Origin of the sequence: Aeromicrobium terrae, from assembly GCF_008039565.1 — a bacterium.
In the GTDB taxonomy this organism is placed as follows: Bacteria; Actinomycetota; Actinomycetes; order Propionibacteriales; family Nocardioidaceae; genus Aeromicrobium; species Aeromicrobium terrae.
This window is the reverse complement of record NZ_VDUX01000008.1, coordinates 78,775-95,618: the sequence shown is the minus strand read 5'-3', so window position 1 is coordinate 95,618 and position 16,844 is coordinate 78,775. Positions and strand designations below refer to the sequence as shown.

The 16,844-nt window shown below is 70.0% G+C and carries 16 protein-coding genes; 2 read left to right on the top strand and 14 right to left on the bottom strand.

Annotated features, from left to right (window positions below):
• Window positions 1-26 precede the first annotated feature (26 nt).
• The 10 genes from FHP06_RS14790 to FHP06_RS14745 form a co-directional block, all read right to left on the bottom strand.
• Window positions 27-1,181 carry a cytochrome P450 gene (locus FHP06_RS14790; RefSeq protein WP_230973536.1) on the bottom strand — a complete coding sequence of 385 codons (1,155 nt, stop codon included), beginning with the start codon at window positions 1,179-1,181 and terminating at the stop codon, window positions 27-29.
• A complete protein-coding gene (locus FHP06_RS14785; RefSeq protein ID WP_147687569.1) occupies window positions 1,178-1,585 on the bottom strand; it encodes a cytidine deaminase in 408 nt (135 codons plus the stop codon). The genes FHP06_RS14790 and FHP06_RS14785 overlap by 4 nt, the downstream gene beginning before the upstream one ends.
• The gene (locus FHP06_RS14780; RefSeq protein WP_147687568.1) at window positions 1,582-2,787 is read right to left on the bottom strand and encodes an ABC transporter permease; all 1,206 of its coding nucleotides are present in this window, start codon (window positions 2,785-2,787) and stop codon (window positions 1,582-1,584) included. The genes FHP06_RS14785 and FHP06_RS14780 overlap by 4 nt, the downstream gene beginning before the upstream one ends.
• Window positions 2,784-3,881 (bottom strand): ABC transporter permease, encoded by a 1,098-nt coding sequence (locus FHP06_RS14775; RefSeq protein ID WP_147687567.1) that lies wholly within the window; start codon window positions 3,879-3,881, stop codon window positions 2,784-2,786. The genes FHP06_RS14780 and FHP06_RS14775 overlap by 4 nt, the downstream gene beginning before the upstream one ends.
• Window positions 3,878-5,374: an ABC transporter ATP-binding protein gene (locus FHP06_RS14770; protein WP_147687566.1), complete on the bottom strand. Its 1,497-nt coding sequence runs from the start codon at window positions 5,372-5,374 to the stop codon at window positions 3,878-3,880. The genes FHP06_RS14775 and FHP06_RS14770 overlap by 4 nt, the downstream gene beginning before the upstream one ends.
• Before the next feature lie 77 nt (window positions 5,375-5,451).
• Window positions 5,452-6,516: a BMP family lipoprotein gene (locus FHP06_RS14765; RefSeq protein WP_230973535.1), complete on the bottom strand. Its 1,065-nt coding sequence runs from the start codon at window positions 6,514-6,516 to the stop codon at window positions 5,452-5,454.
• Window positions 6,517-6,652: 136 nt separating this feature from the next.
• Complete coding sequence (locus FHP06_RS14760) at window positions 6,653-7,819, bottom strand: amidohydrolase (RefSeq protein ID WP_147687565.1); 1,167 nt, start codon at window positions 7,817-7,819, stop codon at window positions 6,653-6,655.
• 4 nt (window positions 7,820-7,823) lie between these two features.
• On the bottom strand, window positions 7,824-9,101 hold the full coding sequence (locus FHP06_RS14755; RefSeq protein WP_147687564.1) for an MFS transporter: 1,278 nt from the start codon (window positions 9,099-9,101) through the stop codon (window positions 7,824-7,826).
• The gene (locus tag FHP06_RS14750; protein WP_230973534.1) at window positions 9,098-9,511 is read right to left on the bottom strand and encodes a MarR family winged helix-turn-helix transcriptional regulator; all 414 of its coding nucleotides are present in this window, start codon (window positions 9,509-9,511) and stop codon (window positions 9,098-9,100) included. The genes FHP06_RS14755 and FHP06_RS14750 overlap by 4 nt, the downstream gene beginning before the upstream one ends.
• 26 nt (window positions 9,512-9,537) lie before the next feature.
• Window positions 9,538-11,088, bottom strand: a complete 1,551-nt coding sequence (locus tag FHP06_RS14745; RefSeq protein ID WP_147687562.1) for a sensor histidine kinase — start codon at window positions 11,086-11,088, stop codon at window positions 9,538-9,540.
• Between the two features lie 144 nt (window positions 11,089-11,232).
• On the opposite strand from FHP06_RS14745, the gene FHP06_RS14740 reads away from it, so the two are divergent.
• A complete protein-coding gene (locus tag FHP06_RS14740) occupies window positions 11,233-11,577 on the top strand; it encodes a response regulator transcription factor (protein WP_230973533.1) in 345 nt (114 codons plus the stop codon).
• A gap of 23 nt (window positions 11,578-11,600) precedes the next feature.
• The gene (locus tag FHP06_RS14735; RefSeq protein ID WP_147687560.1) at window positions 11,601-12,245 is read left to right on the top strand and encodes a response regulator transcription factor; all 645 of its coding nucleotides are present in this window, start codon (window positions 11,601-11,603) and stop codon (window positions 12,243-12,245) included.
• Window position 12,246: 1 nt separating this feature from the next.
• On the opposite strand, the gene FHP06_RS14730 is transcribed toward FHP06_RS14735, so the two are convergent.
• From FHP06_RS14730 to FHP06_RS14715, 4 genes are all read right to left on the bottom strand, one after another.
• On the bottom strand, window positions 12,247-13,167 hold the full coding sequence (locus FHP06_RS14730; RefSeq protein WP_147687559.1) for a response regulator: 921 nt from the start codon (window positions 13,165-13,167) through the stop codon (window positions 12,247-12,249).
• Window positions 13,168-13,249: 82 nt separating this feature from the next.
• The gene (locus tag FHP06_RS14725) at window positions 13,250-14,041 is read right to left on the bottom strand and encodes a succinate dehydrogenase/fumarate reductase iron-sulfur subunit (protein ID WP_147687558.1); all 792 of its coding nucleotides are present in this window, start codon (window positions 14,039-14,041) and stop codon (window positions 13,250-13,252) included.
• Window positions 14,038-15,933 carry a fumarate reductase/succinate dehydrogenase flavoprotein subunit gene (locus FHP06_RS14720; RefSeq protein ID WP_147687557.1) on the bottom strand — a complete coding sequence of 632 codons (1,896 nt, stop codon included), beginning with the start codon at window positions 15,931-15,933 and terminating at the stop codon, window positions 14,038-14,040. The genes FHP06_RS14725 and FHP06_RS14720 overlap by 4 nt, the downstream gene beginning before the upstream one ends.
• 13 nt (window positions 15,934-15,946) lie before the next feature.
• Window positions 15,947-16,762 carry a hypothetical protein gene (locus FHP06_RS14715; RefSeq protein ID WP_147687556.1) on the bottom strand — a complete coding sequence of 272 codons (816 nt, stop codon included), beginning with the start codon at window positions 16,760-16,762 and terminating at the stop codon, window positions 15,947-15,949.
• Window positions 16,763-16,844 lie beyond the last annotated feature (82 nt).

The following is a 16,844-nucleotide window of genomic DNA, read 5'->3' as shown; positions in this document are numbered from 1 at the left end:
GGGGTGCCGGGCCCTGGGCGGCAAGATCAGACACAGTCCACCTCGATGCTCTCGAAGCCGCGCAGCACCCAGGTGGGGCGGCGCGGCGGGTCACCGGCGAGCTCGAGGCGCGGGAAGCGCTCGAGCAGCCGGCGGAACGTGATCTCCAGCTCCAGACGCGCCAGCGGCGCGCCCAGGCAGAAGTGCAGGCCCATGCCGAAGCCGACGTGCGGGTTCGGGTCACGGCCGACGTCGAGCCGGTCGGCCTGCTCGAACACCGCGTCGTCACGGTTGGCCGATCCCATCAGGCAGGCCACCTTCTGTCCGGCGCGGACCTCGACGCCGCCGACCTCGACGTCCTCGGTGGCAGTGCGCTCGAACAGCTGCAGCGGTGCATCGAAGCGGATCAGCTCCTCCAGCGCGGTGGCCATCGGCACCTCACCGGAGGTGATGCGTTCGCGCTGGTCAGGATGGGTGAGCAGCGCGTTCAACCCGTTGCCGAACACGTTCACCGACGCCTCGTGTCCCGCGTTCAGCAGGAGCACCACGGACGCGACGAGCTCGTCGTCGGTCAGGTCCGTCTCCACGAGGTGGCTGACCAGGTCGTCGCCGGGGTGGGCGCGTCGCTCGGTGACGACGCCGCGCACGTAGGCGGCGAACGCCTCGCTCGCGGCGACGGCCTCCTTCTTGGTGGTCTCGTCGACGCCGTGCTCGTACATGTGCACGATGGCCTGCGACCAGGCGCGGAGGCTCTCGTGGTCGTCGCGCGGGACGCCCAGCAGGTCGGCGATCACGAACACGGGCAGCGGCTCGGCGTAGTCGGCGAGCACGTCGACGGTGCCGTCGAGCCGGTCCAGCAGCTCCCCCACGAGCTGGTCGATCCGCGGCGCGAGGCGCTCGACGTGGCCCCGGGCGAAGGCGCCCGCCACGGCACGCCGCAGCCGGGTGTGCTCGGGCGGCTCGTTCTCCATCATCTGGTTCTTGTGCAGCGCGTTGAACGGCTCCATCTCCTCGACCGGCTCCCAGTCCGACCAGATCCGGCCCAGCCGACGGTCGCGCAGGGTCGACGAGACCGCGGCGTGCGTGGTGGCGAGCCAGCGGTCGCTGGGCTCGTGCCAGATCATCGGCGCCTCGGCGCGCAGGGCGGCGAGCGTCGGGTACGGGTCGGCGACGAAGGTGGGATCGGTGAGGTCGACCGTCACCGGTCGAGATCCTCCGCGTCGAACGCGTCGGGCAGGATGTCGGTCATCGTCTTCACGCCGGATGACGTGTTCAGCTGCATCTCCGGCCCGCCGTTCTCCCAGAGCAGCTGCCGGCAGCGGCCGCACGGCATCAGCGGGTTGCCCTCGGCGTCCACGACGGCGACGGCGACCAGCCGGCCGCCCCCGGTGCCGTGCAAGGCCGACACCAGCCCGCACTCGGCGCACAGCCCGAGGCCGTATGAGGCGTTCTCGACGTTGCAGCCCAGCACCACGCGGCCGTCGTCGACCAGGCCGGCCGCACCGACCTTGAACTTCGAGTACGGCGCGTAGGCCCGCTCCATCACCTGCGTGGCGTAGCGCATGAGGTCGTCCCAGTTGACGACCGGGTCGACCGGTCCACTCATCCCGCTGATCCCTTCTGGTACGGACGTCCGTCAGCCGCGGGCATGCGGAGCCGTTGTGTGCCCAGGGCGAGCACGAACAGCGTCGTGACGTACGGCGTCATCGAGGTGAAGTCGCGCGGCACGCTGTCGGTGCTGACGTACCAGACCAGCAGGGCCGCGCCGACGGCCGTGACACCGACGGCTGCCCGGCGCTGGCCGCGCACGACCTGGTAGACCGCGTACGCGATCAGGCCCACCGCCAGCAGCAGGAGCAGCGCGTGGACGGCCTCGGCGTTGCGCAGGCGCAGCGAGTCCGTGTAGCCGAACGTCAGCGCGCCCATCAGCAGGCCGCCCGGGCGCCAGTTGCCGAAGATCATCGCGGCGAGGCCGATGTACCCGCGGCCACCGGTCTGCCCGGTGTTGAAGCCGCTCGACGAGACCAGCGCCAGGAAGCCGCCGCCGATGCCGGCGAGGGCGCCGGAGATGATCACGGCGATGTACTTGTACAGGTAGACGTTGACGCCGAGCGTCTCCGCGGCCTGCGGGTTCTCGCCACAGGACCGCAGCCGCAGGCCGAACGACGTCCGCCACAGCACGTACGCCGACACCAGGACCAGGGCGAACACGACGATGCTGAGCGTCGAGACGCGTGTGGTGAGCGCTCCGACGAACGCCGCGACGTCGGACACGAAGAACCAGTGCTTGCCGGCGAGGTCGAGCGCCGCGTCCGAGATGCCGGGAATGGTCACCTGGGTGGGCGTCTCCAGGCCGATCAGCTGGCGCGGACCGCCGCCCTCGAGGTCGGGGAAGACCGCCTCCGCGAGGAACGTGGCCGCACCGGCGCCGATCAGGTTGATCGCGACACCGGAGACGATGTGGTCGACGCCGAACGTCACCGTGGCGATCGCGTGCAGCAGGCCGCCGATGATGCCGAACAGCGCCGCGCCGATCACGCCGACCCACGGGCCGTAGTGGTACGTGAAGAACGCGGCGCCCCACGTGCCGAGGATCATCTGGCCCTCGAGGCCGATGTTCACGACGCCGGCACGCTCGGCCCACAGACCACCCAGGGCGGCCATCAGGATCGGGCAGGTGGCGATGATCGCGGCCCGGATCGTGCCGGCCGACGTGATGTCGTCGGTGTCGGACACGATGCGCACCAGCGAGACGGCGGCGATGCCGCCGAGCACGTACACGTACCAGTGGTTGAGGTAGCGGCTCATGCGGTCGCTCCTGCCGTGCCCGGGCCGACCGGGGCGAGCTCCTTGGCGACGTCACGCTGCTCGAGCCTCGAGCGCCACCGCCGGACGATCTCGTAGGCGACCACGACCGCGAGCACCGCGATGCCCTGGGTGATCTGCACGATGCTCGGCGAGATGTCGGTGCTGAACGTCAGCGTGTTGGACTGCGCCGTGAGGAAGGCGAAGAGCACGGCGCCGAACGCCATGCCGATCGGCCGGTTCCGCCCGAGCAGGGCCACGGCGAGGCCAGTGAAGCCGAGGCCGGCCTGGAACGACGTGCCGTAGGAGCTGGCGGCCCCGAACAGCGCCGGCATCCAGATCAGGCCCGCGACGCCACCGGACAGCAGCATCGCGGTGACCACCATCCGCTTCGGGTTGACGCCGCTGGCCAGCGCCGCGGTCTCGGACTGCCCGCTGGCCCGCAGGTCGAAGCCGAACCGGGTCTTGGAGAGCAGGACCCAGAAGCCGACGCCCACCAGCACCGCGAGCAGGCACAGGGCCCAGATCTGGCCGTCGCGCGCCTCGTACGGCGTGAAGCCGGTGAGCTTGCTGCTCTTCTCGAGGTTCGTGGTGTGGACCGTGTTGCCCTCGTGCACGCCGTAGCGGTTGAGCAGGTAGCCCACGAGCGTGATGGCGATGGAGTTCAGCATGATCGTGGAGATGACCTCGCTGACCCCTCGTGTGGTCTTGAGGATGCCGGCGATGCCGGACCAGGCCGCGCCCACCAGCGCCGCGATGAGGATCGCGACCGCGACGTTGAGGAAGCCGCTCAGGTAGGCCGCGCCGGCGAACGAGGCCGCTGCGAACGACGCGATCGTGTACTGGCCCTCGAGCCCGATGTTGAACAGGTTCATCCGGAACGCGATGGCCGCGGCGACCGCGGAGATGTAGATGATCGCCGCCTGGTTGACGATGTTGACCCGGATGCGCGGCAGCGGGTTGCTGAACATGGCGTCCCAGAAGTCGCCCGGCGAGCTGCCGGCCGCCGCGATGACGGCCGTGGTGACGAGGACGCTGACCACGACGGCGATCAGCGGAGCGAGGAGCGCCAGGCCCACGGCGCGCAGGCGCGTCATGCTGCCTCGCCGCCGGTCATCGCGGCGCCCAGGTCCTGCGGCGTGACGTCGCCCGGGTCGAACGTGCCGACCATCCGGCCGCGCAGGATGACCTGGATGGTGTCGGACAGGCCGATCAGCTCGTCGAGGTCGGCGGAGATCAGCAGCACGGCGAGGCCGGCGCGGCGGGCCCGCTTGATGTGCTCCCAGATGGCCGCCTGCGCGCCGACGTCGACGCCGCGGGTGGGGTGCGAGGCGACCAGGAGCACGGGGCTGCCGCTCATCTCGCGGCCCACGATGAGCTTCTGCTGGTTGCCGCCGGACAGGGCGCGGGCGGCGGTGTCGATGCTGGGTGTGCGGACGTCGTACTCCTCGACGATGCGCTCGGTGTCCTTGCGCGCGCCGGCCCGGTTGATCCACGGGCCCTTCACGTTCGGCGGCCGGGTCTGGTGACCGAGGATGCGGTTCTCCCACAGCGGGCTGTCGAGCAGCAGGCCGTGGCGGTGCCGGTCCTCGGGGATGTAGCCGATGCCGGCCTCGCGCAGCTGGCGCGTGTGCCAGTGGGTGACGTCGCGGTCGCCGAGCTTGATCCGGCCGGCCGACGGGATCCGCAGGCCCATGATCGCCTCGACGAGCTCGGTCTGGCCGTTGCCCTCGACGCCGGCGATGCCCAGCACCTCGCCCTGGCGGATGGACAGCGAGACGTCGCGCAACAGGTCGCGGCCGAACTCGTCGGTGACGGTGACGCCCTCGAGGCTCAGCTGGACCGTGTCGGTGACCGTGGACTCCTCGGTCTCCGGCGACGGCAGCTCGGCGCCGACCATCATCTCGGCGAGCTGGCGCTTGGTGGCCGTGGCGGGGTCGGCGGTGCCGACGGTGGTGCCGCGACGCATGACGGTGATGTCGTCGGCGATGGCGAGCACCTCGTCGAGCTTGTGGCTGATGAACAGGACGGAGTTGCCGGCCTGCTTGAGCTCACGCAGGTTGTCGAACAGGGCGTCGACCTCCTGCGGGACGAGCACGGCCGTGGGCTCGTCGAGGATGATGATCTTGGCGCCGCGGTACAGGACCTTGGCGATCTCGAGCCGCTGCCGGGCCGCGACGCCCAGCCGCTCGACGAGCACGTCGGGCTCGAGCGAGAACCCGAACCGCTCGGAGATGCGCGCCAGCTCGGCGCGCGCGGCGTCGCCGATGCCGTGCAGCTTCTCGGCGCCGAGGACGAGGTTCTCCAGCACGGTGAGGTTGTCGGCCAGCATGAAGTGCTGGAAGACCATGCCGATGCCGTGCTCGATGGCGTCGGTCGGCGACTTGAACGCGACCTCCTCGCCGTCGATGCGGATGATGCCGTCGTCCGGCCTCTGCACGCCGTAGAGGATCTTCATCAGCGTCGACTTGCCGGCGCCGTTCTCGCCCACCAGCGCGTGCACCGTGCCGGGGCGGATCGTGACGTCGACGTCGTGGTTCGCGACCACGCCGGGGAAGCGCTTGCCAATCCCCACCAGCTCGACGCTCATCCTGCTCCCTTCCCTCACGATGACGGGCCCCGCGCTGACGCTACCGCGCCAGCCCGAGGCCCGTCCCGTTCTGATCGTTACGGCTTGGTCGGAACCTTGATCTCGCCGCTGATGATCTTCTCCTTGAACCCGTCGATGTCCGACGCGATGTCGTCGACGAACCCACCGGACTTCGAGTAGCCCACGCCGTCGGCCTTCAGGTCGTAGACCTGGTAGCTCGTCAGCGCCTTGCCGTCGTCGACCGACTTGATGAAGTCGTACGTCGCGGTGTCGACGCGCTTGAGCATCGACGTCAGGATGTGCGGCTTCTGCTCCGCCGTGGCGGTCAGGTACTGGTCGGAGTCGACACCGATGGCCAGCTTGTCGGCCTCGACGGCGGCGTCGAAGACACCGGCACCGGAGCCACCGGCGGCGTGGTAGACCACGTCGGCGCCCTTGTCGTACTGACCTGCGGCGGCAGCCTTTCCACCGGCCGGGTCACCGAAGCCCTTGAGGTCGGACTCCTGGATGTAGTTGACCAGGACCTTGACGTCCGGCTTGGCGGCCTTGGCGCCCGCCGTGTAGCCGGCCTCGAACTTCTTGATGAGGTCGTTGTGAACGCCACCGACGAAGCCGATCGTGCCGGACTTGCTCTTCTCGGCGGCGGCGACGCCGACGAGGAAGGAGCCCTGCTCCTCGGCGAAGCCGAGGTAGGCGACGTTCTTGTTCGCCTCGGTGTCCGGGTCGAAGCCGTCGACCACGCCGAAGTTCACGTCCGGGTAGTCCGGGGCGACCTTGTTGATGGCGTCGCTGTACGCGAAGCCGACACCGATGACAGCAGTGGCGCCGCCGTCGGCCATCTGGCGCAGGCGGTCCTCGCGGGCTGACTCGGCCTCGCCGTCGGTGGCCTCACCCTCGACGCAGCTGGCGTCGAACTCCTTGACGGCCTTCTCGAGACCGGCGTACGCCGAGTCGTTGAACGACTGGTCGCCGCGGCCACCCACGTCGTAGGCGAGACCGATCTTCGGGCCGTCGCCCTTGGCGGTCTTGCAGATGTCCTTGCTGGCGCTGTCCTTGCTGCCGTTGCCGCCACCGTCGGAGTCGCTGCCACAACCCGTGAGGGCAAGTGCGGCGACACAGACGACGGCGGAAAGCTGGGTCAATCGACGCAAAATTCCTCCTCGGTACGTGGCCGGGGCTCCCGGCACGTTGGCACCCTAGTCCGCGGCAGGGGCGGGCGGCAGGTCACTGAGGACACGGAGTGCCTCCGTAACCGATTTGTCACCTAGCGACGACGACTCAGCCGAGCGCGGCGTGGGCCAACACCGAGGCGCCGATGGCGATCGCGCGCTCGTCGACCCGCAGGTTGCCCTGGTGCAGGTCGTACGTGGGGCCGTCCGGCGTGCGGGTGCCGAGACGGCCCATGGCGCCCGGCACGGACTCGACGTACCAGGCGAAGTCCTCGCCGCCGAGACTCTGCGTGGTGCCGGCGACGCCGTTCACGCCGACGGCCGCGGACACGGCGCGCCGGAGCACCTCGGTGGCGCCGAAGTCGTTGACGACGGGCGGGACGCCGCGCACGTACGTGACGTCGCCGGTGACGCCGAACGGCTCGAGGATGTCGGCGATCAGGCCGCGCACGAGGTGCTCGGCGGAGTGCCAGGCGCTCGCGTCGAGCATGCGCAGCGTGCCGCTGAGCTCGCCCGACGCCGGGATGACGTTGGCGGCGTTGCCGGCGCGGACGTGGCCCCAGACCATGCTCACGCCGGCGCGGGGGTCGAAGCGCCGCGACAGGACGGCGGGGAGCTGGGTGACGAGGCTGGCCAGCGCGTACGTCAGGTCCTCGGTGAGGTGCGGGCGGGACGTGTGGCCGCCGCGGCCACCGAGCGCGACGTGCACGTGGTCGGACGCACCGGTGATGGGGCCCTCGCGCAGGCCGACCTGGCCGACGTCGAGCGTCGGGTCGCAGTGCAGCGCGAAGATCCGCGAGACGCCCTTGAGCGCACCGGCGGCGAGCAGGCGCAGCGCTCCGCCCGGCATGACCTCCTCGGCCGGCTGGAACACCAGCCGCACGTGCGTGGGGAGGTCGCCGCTCTCGTGCAGGCGCTGCAGGGCGACGGCAGCGCCCACCAGGCCGGCGACGTGGACGTCGTGGCCGCAGGCGTGGGCGACGCCGGGCACGGTGGAACGCCAGGGGTCGGACGTGGTGTCCTGCACGGGCAGCGCGTCGAGGTCGGCGCGCAGCGCGACGATCGGGCCCTCCTGCGGACCGATCTCGGCGATCAGGCCGGTGCCGTCGAGGCGCTCGAAGCTGATGGACTCCTTGTCCATCCACGACGCGACGACGTCGGTGGTGCGCTCCTCGTGCCAGGAGAGCTCCGGGCTGGCGTGCAGGTCGCGCCGCAGCTCGATGAGGTCGGGCGTGATGACCTCGATCGTGCGGGCGATCTGCTCGTGCGCGGACATTGGATCAGGGTATCGCGGTGCGCTGGCGCAGCCGCAGGTCGAGCGCGGTCCGCCGCCAGTGCTCGCGCGACTGGTCCTGGTGCCGCAGGTAGTACGCCGCGGCCGCCGCGATGCCGAGGATCGAGGCGATGCCGCCGCCGATGAGCGTCCACCGGGCGCCGAACGCCTCGCCGATCCAGCCGATGATCGGGGCGCCGGCGGGCGTGCCGCCCATGAAGATCATCAGGTAGAGCGCCGAGACGCGGCCGCGCATCACCGGGCTGGTGGTCAGCTGGATCATCGCGTTGGCCGACGTGACCATCGTGAGCGACGCGAGGCCGACGAGCGGGAGCACGGCGGCGAAGGACACGTAGGTGGGCATCAGGCCGGACACGATCTCCAGCACCCCGAAGACCGAGCCCGCCACGACCACGAGCAGCGCCCGGGGCCGGGCCCGTCGGGCGGCGAGCAGGGCGCCGGTGAGCGAGCCGATGGCCATGAAGGTGCCGAGGGCGCCGTACTGCCCGGCCCCGACGTGATAGACCTCCGTGGCCATCAGGGCGCTCGTCATCTGGAAGTTCATGCCGAACGTCCCGACGAAGAACACGCAGGTCAGGACGAGGACGAGATCAGGCCGCGAGCGCACGTACGCCACGCCCTCGCGGACCGCGCCCCGACCGCGGGGACGGACCGGGGACGGCTGCAGCTTCGACCCGTCGAGCAGCGTCAGCGAGCTGAACACCGCGAGGTAGCTGAGCGCGTTCAGCCCGATGACCCAGCCGGTGGCCTCGACGCCGGAACCGAACGCGGCGATCAGGAAGCCGGCGACGGCGGGGCCGATGATGCGGGCGGAGTTGAACGACGCCGAGTTGAGGCCGACGGCGTTCGCGAGGTCGTCCTGGCCGACCATCTCGACGACGAAGGACTGCCGGGCCGGAGCGTCGAAGGCGGTGCCGATGCCGAACACGAACGCCAGGACGTAGACGTGCCACACCTGGGCGACCCCCGTGACCGCGAGGACCGCGAGCACGGCCGACGAGGCTGCCATGAACAGCTGCGTGCACCGCAGGACGGTGCGCTTGGGGAAGCGGTCGGCGACGACGCCGGCGATCGGGGAGAACAGGAGGGCAGGCAGGAACTGCAGACCCGTGGTGATGCCGAGCGCGGTGCCGTTGTGGGTGAGCTGGAGGACGAGCCAGTCCTGCGCGACACGCTGCATCCAGGTGCCGACGTTGGAGACCAGGGCCCCGGCGGCGTAGATGCGGTAGTTGCGGATGGACAGGGCGTGGAACGTGGGACTCATTCGGTGGTGGCGAGCTTCTCGAGGAGGGTGGCGGCCTCTCGAAGCGTGGCGCGCTCGTCGACCGTGAGCGCGGCGAGGCGGGCGTCGAGCCACGCGTCGCGGCGGTTGCGCTGCTCGGCGAGCATGTCCTCGCCCTTGTCGGACAGCTGCACCAGGACCTGGCGCTTGTCGTCGGGATGCGGTTCACGGACGACGTAGCCGTCGTCGGTGAGGCAGTTGAGCACGCGGGTGATCGACGGCGGCCGCACCCCCTCCCGGGCGGCGATCGCGCTCGGCGTGGCCGGGCCGATGAGGCTCACGGTGCCGAGCACCGACAGCTGGGTCGGCGTCAGCTCGCTGTGGCGCTCCTGGCGCAGGCGGCGGTTGAGGCGCGCGACCGACCGCGAGAGGCGTTGGGAGTCGGTCGGCATATAGTTAGCATAGGTCATTACCTACGCTAATTCAAAGGCACGCTGCCCCGGACCGTCGTGCCGACCCCGACCGTCGAGTCGATCTGCAGCTCGCCGCCGAGCGCACCGATCCGGTCGGCCATGTTCTGCAGGCCGACGCTCGCCCCGACGGCTTCCACGTCGTAGCCGCGCCCGTCGTCCTGGACCTCGAACTGCAGGTGCCCGTCCTCCCGGTTGAGCCGCACCCAGGCCTTCGCCCCGTCGCCGGCGTGCTTCGCGGCGTTCTGCAGGGCCTCGAGGCAGCAGAAGTAGACCGCGGCCTCCAGCTCCCGGTCGTGCCGGTTGATCCTCTCGGCGGTCACCGACACCGGCAGGGACGACCGCTGCACCGCCTCGCGCAGGGCGGCGGGCAGGCCGTCGCTCTCGAGCACCGCCGGGTAGATGCCGTGGGCGAGGTCCCGCAGCTCGGCCAGCGCGCGTCGCAGGTCCTCGCGGATCTCGGCCACCGACGCGGCCGCAGCGGCGTCGCCCGCCACCACCTTCGTCAGCAGGCCCAGCTTCAGCTCAAGCAGCACCAGGTACTGCTGCGCGCCGTCGTGCAGGTCGCGCTCGACCCGTCGGCGTGACTCCACGCCTGCCGCGACGATCCTGGCTCGCGACGCCCGCAGCTCCGCGTCGTGCGCGGCCAGCCGCTCGGCCATCTCGTTGAACCCCTGCGCCACGTCGTCGAGCTCGTCGCCGTAGGCCGGGATCAGGCGCCGGTCGTAGTCACCCTTGGCGACCCGCCGCAGCGCGAAGCGCAGGGTCTGGAGCCGGTCGAGCAGCGAGCGGCGGAACAGGCTCGCCGTACCGACTGCCAGCGTCGCGCTGACCAGGAAGCTCACCGCGACGGTGACCGCCAGCCGCTGGTCGACGTCCAAGGAGTTGATGTTGAGCGAGGCCATGGTCAGGCCGGCGTAGAGGATGATCAGCGGCACCAGGACCATGACCTTGAACCGGAGCGTCACACCGCGGACACCCTGCTTCATCAGGCCCGGGTGCTCGGCGACGAGCTCGTTGATCGCCGGCTTCATCATCTGCTCGACGAAGAAGAACGCGATGATGCCGCCACCGACGGCGAACACTGCGCAGATCACCAGGTACGCGCTGAGGCCGAGGAACGACAGTCCGACGTCCCGTCCGATGTAGATCGTCGACGGCACGGAGACGGCGAGCAGGCAGGTGGCCATCACGGTGGTCATCCGCGGCGGACCGGCGATGACCCACCGGGCCGCGGCCCGGAGCACTTTGGGGTCGTCGTCCCCGCGGAGCCACGACCGGAAGTCTCGGGACATCCCCCGGACGATCAGCAGGACGACCGGGATCGCCAGGGCCATCCCGATCTCGTGGAACCTGACGATCCGCATCAGCAGCTCCCACCGCGCGTCCAGCATCGGGATCGTGGTGAGGCTGAACAGCGGGATGACCGCCAGGACGGAGACCATCAGGACGAGCACGATGGCCTCGATGAAGTAGGAGCGCGTGGTCGCGTAGAACCACTCGATCGTCCGGTCGAACGTGGACCGGCGGGCATGCCCCCCGGTGACCACGCTGGACATACGGAACCACCTCTTGGTCCCTCATGATGGCCCGGCGATCCGCCGACGTCACGGGTGGAAGCCCCGTGATCTCGGACACGCACGTCTCGGTGCCTGCACTGATGGCCGTGACCTCCGCGCCCGGCACACTGGACGGCGATGGCTATGAGCGTGCTCATCGTGGACGACCACACCCCGTTCCGGACCTTCGCCCACTCCTTGCTGGAGGCGGAGGGAATCGAGGTTGCCGGTGAGGCGGCCGACGGAGAGGCGGCGCTCGAGGCCGCGGACACGTTGCACCCCGACGTCGTCCTGCTCGACATCAACCTGCCGACGGTCGACGGGTTCGAGGTCGCGCGGCGGCTCGCCGGCTCCGGCGGGCCGAAGGTCGTCCTCACGTCCAGCCGTCCGGCCTCGGACTACGGCGCCATGCTCGACGAGGCGCCGGTGGTCGGGTTCCTGCCGAAGCAGGAGCTCTCCGGTCCCGCGTTGCTCCGACTGGTGTCCTGAAGAACCCGGCTAGAGTCGCATCGATGCGCGTCTTCGTCGCCGACGACTCGTTCCTGTTTCGCGAAGGACTGGTCCGGCTCCTCGGCGAGGCGGGCTTCGACGTCGTCGGCCAGAGCGACGGTTCCGACGGGCTCGTCGGCGAGATCGTCGACGCGCAGCCGGACGTCGCGATCGTCGACATCCGCATGCCACCCACCCACACCACTGAAGGGCTCGAGGCGGCGCAGCAGATCGGCGAGGGCCATCCCGAGATCGGCGTCCTCGTCCTCTCGCAGTACATCGAGTCCGGCTACGCCCAGCGGCTCTTCGAGGAGGGCAGCGCCGGCCGCGGCTACCTCCTCAAGGAGAGCGTGGGCGACCTCGACGTGTTCGCCACCGCCGTCCGCCAGGTCGGCGAGGGCGGCTCGGTCGTCGACCCCGCGGTCGTCGCGTCCCTGGTCGGCAAGCCCCAGCCCGCGTCGAACCTCGACACCCTGACCGACCGCGAGCGGGAGATCCTCGCGCTCATGGCCGAGGGCGCGTCGAACGCGTCCATCGGCGAGCGGTTCTTCCTCAGCCAGCGCACCGTGGAGAGCCACGTGCGCGCGATCTTCCACAAGCTCGAGCTCGCCCCCACCGACGAGGGTCACCGTCGCGTCCTGGCCGTGCTGGCCTATCTCCGCTCGTGAATCACTGGAGACGGGCGACGATCTCCGGAGCGATCACCGAGCCGCCGCTGGCCACCGTGCGCACGGCCGACACCAGCTCGGCGACCTCGCCCACGCTGTCCTTCAGCAGGTAGCCCACGCCGCCGGGCGCGGCGGCGAGCAGCCGCCGGGCGGCCTCCTCCTGCAGCGTCGCCGACAGGACGAGCACGCCGACCTGCGGGTAGTCCGCCTTGATCCGCTCGGCGGCGTCCAGGCCCTCGGTGGTGTGCGTGGGCGGCATGCGGACGTCGACGACGACGGCGTGCGGGCGCGCGCCGGCGAGACCGGCGAGCAGCTCCTCCGCGTCGGAGGCCTGGAAGACGACGTCGATGCCCTCCTGGGCGAGGGCCCGGGCGATGCCCTCCCGCAGCAGCGCGGAGTCGTCGGCGAGCGCGACCCGCAGGGCGGAGTCCTCGTCGGGCTCCCACCCGACCTCCCACGCCATCGTCGGCGCGGGCAGTCCCTTCAGGGTGAGCTCGCCGACCGGCTCCAGCCGGTGCACGTCGCGCGTGGCGACGACGGCGCGGACCAGGTCCGCCACCAGGATCTGGCCGTCGTCGGCGGCCGCGCACAGACGGCTGGCCTCGACCACGGGGATCCCGAAGTAGTCGCTGTTCTCGACCGTGGCCTCGCCGACGCTCAACCCGATCCGGATGTTCTGCTGCGACGCCTGCTGCATCGTCACGGCGCACGCCAGGGCGTCGGTGACGCTCTCGAAGACGGCCATCATGCCGTCGCCGAGCGTCTTGACCTCGGTGCCGTGGTGTACGGCGAGCGCACTGCGCATCTCCGCGAAGTGCCGGTCGCGCAGCTCGTCGGCCGCCGACGCTCCCAGCTCGCTGAGCAGCGTCGTCGACCCGACCATGTCGGTGAAGAGGACCGCCACCATCCGCGTTCTCAGCACGCTTCGATCATGGCGCGGGTGAACGCGACTTAACTACCGTGCGCGCACCGAACCGTCTCAGGGACGGCACCGAGACGAGCGCTCAGCCCTCCTCGCTGACCTGCTCCTTCTCCTTGCTCTTCCGCTTGCGGCGGCGGATGAACATCGGGTCGAACTTGAGGTCGACCACGCGCTCCTTGAGCGGGATCAGGGCGTTGTCCGTGATCTTGATGTGCTCCGGGCACACCTCGGTGCAGCACTTGGTGATGTTGCAGTAGCCGAGTCCGTGCTCGTCCTGCGCGGCGGCCTTGCGGTTCAGGCCCTCCTGGTCCTCGGCGGCGTCGAGCGGGTGCATGTCGAGCTCGGCGACGCGCATCAGGAAGCGCGGACCGGAGAACGCGAGCTTGTTCTCCTCGTGGTCACGGACGACGTGGCAGGTGTTCTGGCACAGGAAGCACTCGATGCACTTGCGGAACTCCTGCGAGCGCTCGACGTCGACCTGCTGCATCCGGTACTCGCCGGGGGCGAGGTCGGCCGGCGGGACGAACGCGCGCACCTCGCGCGCCTTCTCGTAGTTGAACGAGACGTCGGTGACGAGGTCGCGGATCACCGGGAACGTGCGCATCGGCGTGATGCTGACGGTGGTGTCCTGCGGCAGCGTCGACATGCGCGTCATGCACATGAGCCGCGGCCGACCGTTGATCTCGGCGCTGCACGACCCGCACTTGCCGGCCTTGCAGTTCCAGCGCACCGCGAGGTCGGGCGCCTCGGTGGCCTGGAGGCGGTGGACGACGTCGAGCACGACCTCGCCCTCGTTGACCTCGACGTCGTACTCGACGAAGTCACCTCCGTCGCTGTCGCCGCGCCAGACACTGAACTTCTGCTGGTAGCTCATGCGGTTGCCCCTCCCGGAAGCTCTGCGTCGGTGAAGTACTTCTTGAGCTCGTCGAGCTCGAACAGCTCCATGAGGTCGGACCGCATCGGGATCTGCTCCTGCTCGACGATCTGCACGCCGTCGTCGCCGTCAGCGGTGCAGACGAGCAGCTTGTGCCGCCACTCGGCGTCCATCGTCGTGTAGTCGTCGCGGGTGTGACCGCCGCGGCTCTCCTGGCGGAGGACGGCGGCGTTGGCGACGCACTCGCTGACCAGCAGCATGTTGCGCAGGTCGAGCGCGAGGTGCCAGCCCGGGTTGAACTGCCGGTGCCCCTCGACGACGAGGTTCTTGGCGCGCTCCTTCAGCTCACCGAGCTTGGTGATCGCCTGCCGGACCTCCTCCTCCTTGCGGATGATGCCGACGAGGTCGTTCATCGTCTGCTGGAGCTCCTGGTGCAGCGTGTACGGGTTCTCGGCACCGTCCTGCGAGCCGTCACCGAACGGGGCCACCGAGCGCTCCTGCGCCCGCTTGACCTCGACCTCGTCGAGGACCGGGCGCGCACTCAGGCTGTCGACGTACGCGGCGGCGCCGTCGCCGGCGCGCTTGCCGAAGACCAGCAGGTCGGACAACGAGTTGCCGCCGAGGCGGTTCGAGCCGTGCATGCCGCCGGAGCACTCGCCCGCGGCGAACAGGCCCGGCACGGACGCCTGGCCGGTGTCCGGGTCGACCTCGATGCCGCCCATGACGTAGTGGCACGTGGGGCCGACCTCCATCGGCTCCTTCGTGATGTCGACGTCGGCCAGCTCCTTGAACTGGTGGTGCATCGACGGGAGGCGCTTGATGATCGTCTCGGCCGGCATGCGGCTGGACACGTCGAGGAAGACGCCACCGTGCGGTGACCCGCGACCGGCCTGCACCTCGGAGTTGATGGCGCGGGCGACCTCGTCACGCGGCAGCAGCTCCGGCGGACGCTTGTTGTTGTCCGCGTCGGTGTACCAGCGGTCCGCCTCCTCCTCGGTGGTGGCGTACTGGTCCTTGAACACGTCCGGGATGTAGTCGAACATGAACCGCTTGCCCTCGGAGTTCGTGAGGACGCCGCCGTCGCCGCGCACCGACTCGGTGACGAGGATGCCCTTCACCGACGGGGGCCAGACCATGCCCGTGGGGTGGAACTGCAGGAACTCCATGTTGATCAGCGACGCCCCGGCCCGCAGCGCGAGCGCGTGGCCGTCGCCGGTGTACTCCCAGGAGTTGCTCGTGACCTTGTAGGACTTGCCGACGCCGCCGGTGGCCATGACGATCGCGGGCGCCTCGAGCAGCAGGTGCCGGCCGGACTCGCGCCAGTAGGCCAGCGCACCGGCGATGCGCTCGCCGTCCTTGATCAGGTCGGTGACGGTGCACTCGGCGTAGACCTTGATGTTGGCCTCGTAGTCGCCGGTGCGGGCGAAGTCGTCCTGCTGCAGCGAGACGATCTTCTGCTGCAGCGTGCGGATCATCTCCAGGCCCGTGCGGTCGCCGACGTGCGCGAGGCGCGGGTAGGTGTGGCCGCCGAAGTTGCGCTGGCTGATCTTGCCCTCGGGCGTGCGGTCGAACAGCGCGCCGTAGGTCTCGAGCTCCCAGACGCGGTCGGGCGCCTCCTTGGCGTGCAGCTCCGCCATCCGCCAGTTGTTGAGGAACTTGCCGCCGCGCATGGTGTCGCGGAAGTGGACCATCCAGTTGTCGTTGGGGTTCACGTTGCCCATGGCGGCCGCGCAGCCGCCCTCGGCCATCACCGTGTGCGCCTTGCCGAACAGCGACTTGCTGATGATCGCCGTCTTCTTGCCGGCCTCGCGGGCCGCAATGGCCGCCCGCAGTCCGGAGCCTCCGGCGCCGATGACGATGACGTCGTAGGAGTGCGTCTCGATCTCGCTCACGAAGTGAGTCCTCTCAGTTCACGAATCGGAGATCGTCGAACCAGTCGGCCGACAAGCCCCAGATGTAGAAGTCGGTGATCGCGAGCGTGCCGAGCGTGACCCACGCCAGCAGCATGTGCCGCCCGTTGAGCTTGGAGATGCCCAGCCAGAGCCGGTAGCGCACCGGGTGCTTGGAGAAGTGGTTCAGCTTGCCGCCCATGATGCTGCGGCAGGAGTGGCAGCTGACCGTGTACGTCCAGAGCAGCAGCACGTTGATCACGAGGATCACGTTGCCGAGACCGAAGCCGAACTCACCGTCCGCGGTGGTGAACGCGTGGATCGCGTCCCAGGTGTTGATCACCGAGATGATCACCGCGGCGTAGAAGAAGTAGCGGTGCGCGTTCTGGCCGATCAGCGGGAAGCGGGTCTCGCCGCTGTACGAGGAGTGCGGCTCGGCGACGGCGCAGGCCGGCGGCGACATCCAGAACGCCCGGTAGTACGCCTTGCGGTAGTAGTAGCAGGTCAGGCGGAAGAGCAGCAGGAACGGCAGGGTCATCGCCGCGTACGGCAGGATCGGCCAGTCCGGCAGGAACCGCCCGAACTCCGCCGCCTCCGGCGTGCACCCGTTCGAGACGCACGGCGAGTAGAACGGCGTCAGGTAGTGGTACTGGTCGATCCAGTAGTGGTCCTGCATGAACGCCCGGAACGTCGCGTAGGCGACCCAGAGCGTCAGCCCCGCGGCCTGGATCGCCGGCGGGAACCACCAGCGGTCGGTACGGAGGGTCCTGGCCGCGATCGCGGCCCTCCCTGCGCCTTGGCGCGGCGCCGCGTCGGGGGCAGTTGTCGTCATGCCTGGTCCGTTCTCGTCGGTGGCCCGAAGTCCCGCGTGACAATACGCGGCCACCGTAGACCCGTCTCGGCGGGAGGGGCAA

Coding starts and splice junctions, on each gene's coding strand:
- FHP06_RS14785 (WP_147687569.1), bottom strand. CDS start 1,585: ATGAGTGGACCGGTCGACCCGGTCGTCAACTGGGACGACCTCATGCGC.
- FHP06_RS14780 (WP_147687568.1), bottom strand. CDS start 2,787: ATGAGCCGCTACCTCAACCACTGGTACGTGTACGTGCTCGGCGGCATC.
- FHP06_RS14775 (WP_147687567.1), bottom strand. CDS start 3,881: ATGACGCGCCTGCGCGCCGTGGGCCTGGCGCTCCTCGCTCCGCTGATC.
- FHP06_RS14770 (WP_147687566.1), bottom strand. CDS start 5,374: ATGAGCGTCGAGCTGGTGGGGATTGGCAAGCGCTTCCCCGGCGTGGTC.
- FHP06_RS14760 (WP_147687565.1), bottom strand. CDS start 7,819: ATGTCCGCGCACGAGCAGATCGCCCGCACGATCGAGGTCATCACGCCC.
- FHP06_RS14755 (WP_147687564.1), bottom strand. CDS start 9,101: ATGAGTCCCACGTTCCACGCCCTGTCCATCCGCAACTACCGCATCTAC.
- FHP06_RS14750 (WP_230973534.1), bottom strand. CDS start 9,511: ATGCCGACCGACTCCCAACGCCTCTCGCGGTCGGTCGCGCGCCTCAAC.
- FHP06_RS14745 (WP_147687562.1), bottom strand. CDS start 11,088: ATGTCCAGCGTGGTCACCGGGGGGCATGCCCGCCGGTCCACGTTCGAC.
- FHP06_RS14740 (WP_230973533.1), top strand. CDS start 11,233: ATGAGCGTGCTCATCGTGGACGACCACACCCCGTTCCGGACCTTCGCC.
- FHP06_RS14735 (WP_147687560.1), top strand. CDS start 11,601: ATGCGCGTCTTCGTCGCCGACGACTCGTTCCTGTTTCGCGAAGGACTG.
- FHP06_RS14725 (WP_147687558.1), bottom strand. CDS start 14,041: ATGAGCTACCAGCAGAAGTTCAGTGTCTGGCGCGGCGACAGCGACGGA.
- FHP06_RS14715 (WP_147687556.1), bottom strand. CDS start 16,762: ATGACGACAACTGCCCCCGACGCGGCGCCGCGCCAAGGCGCAGGGAGG.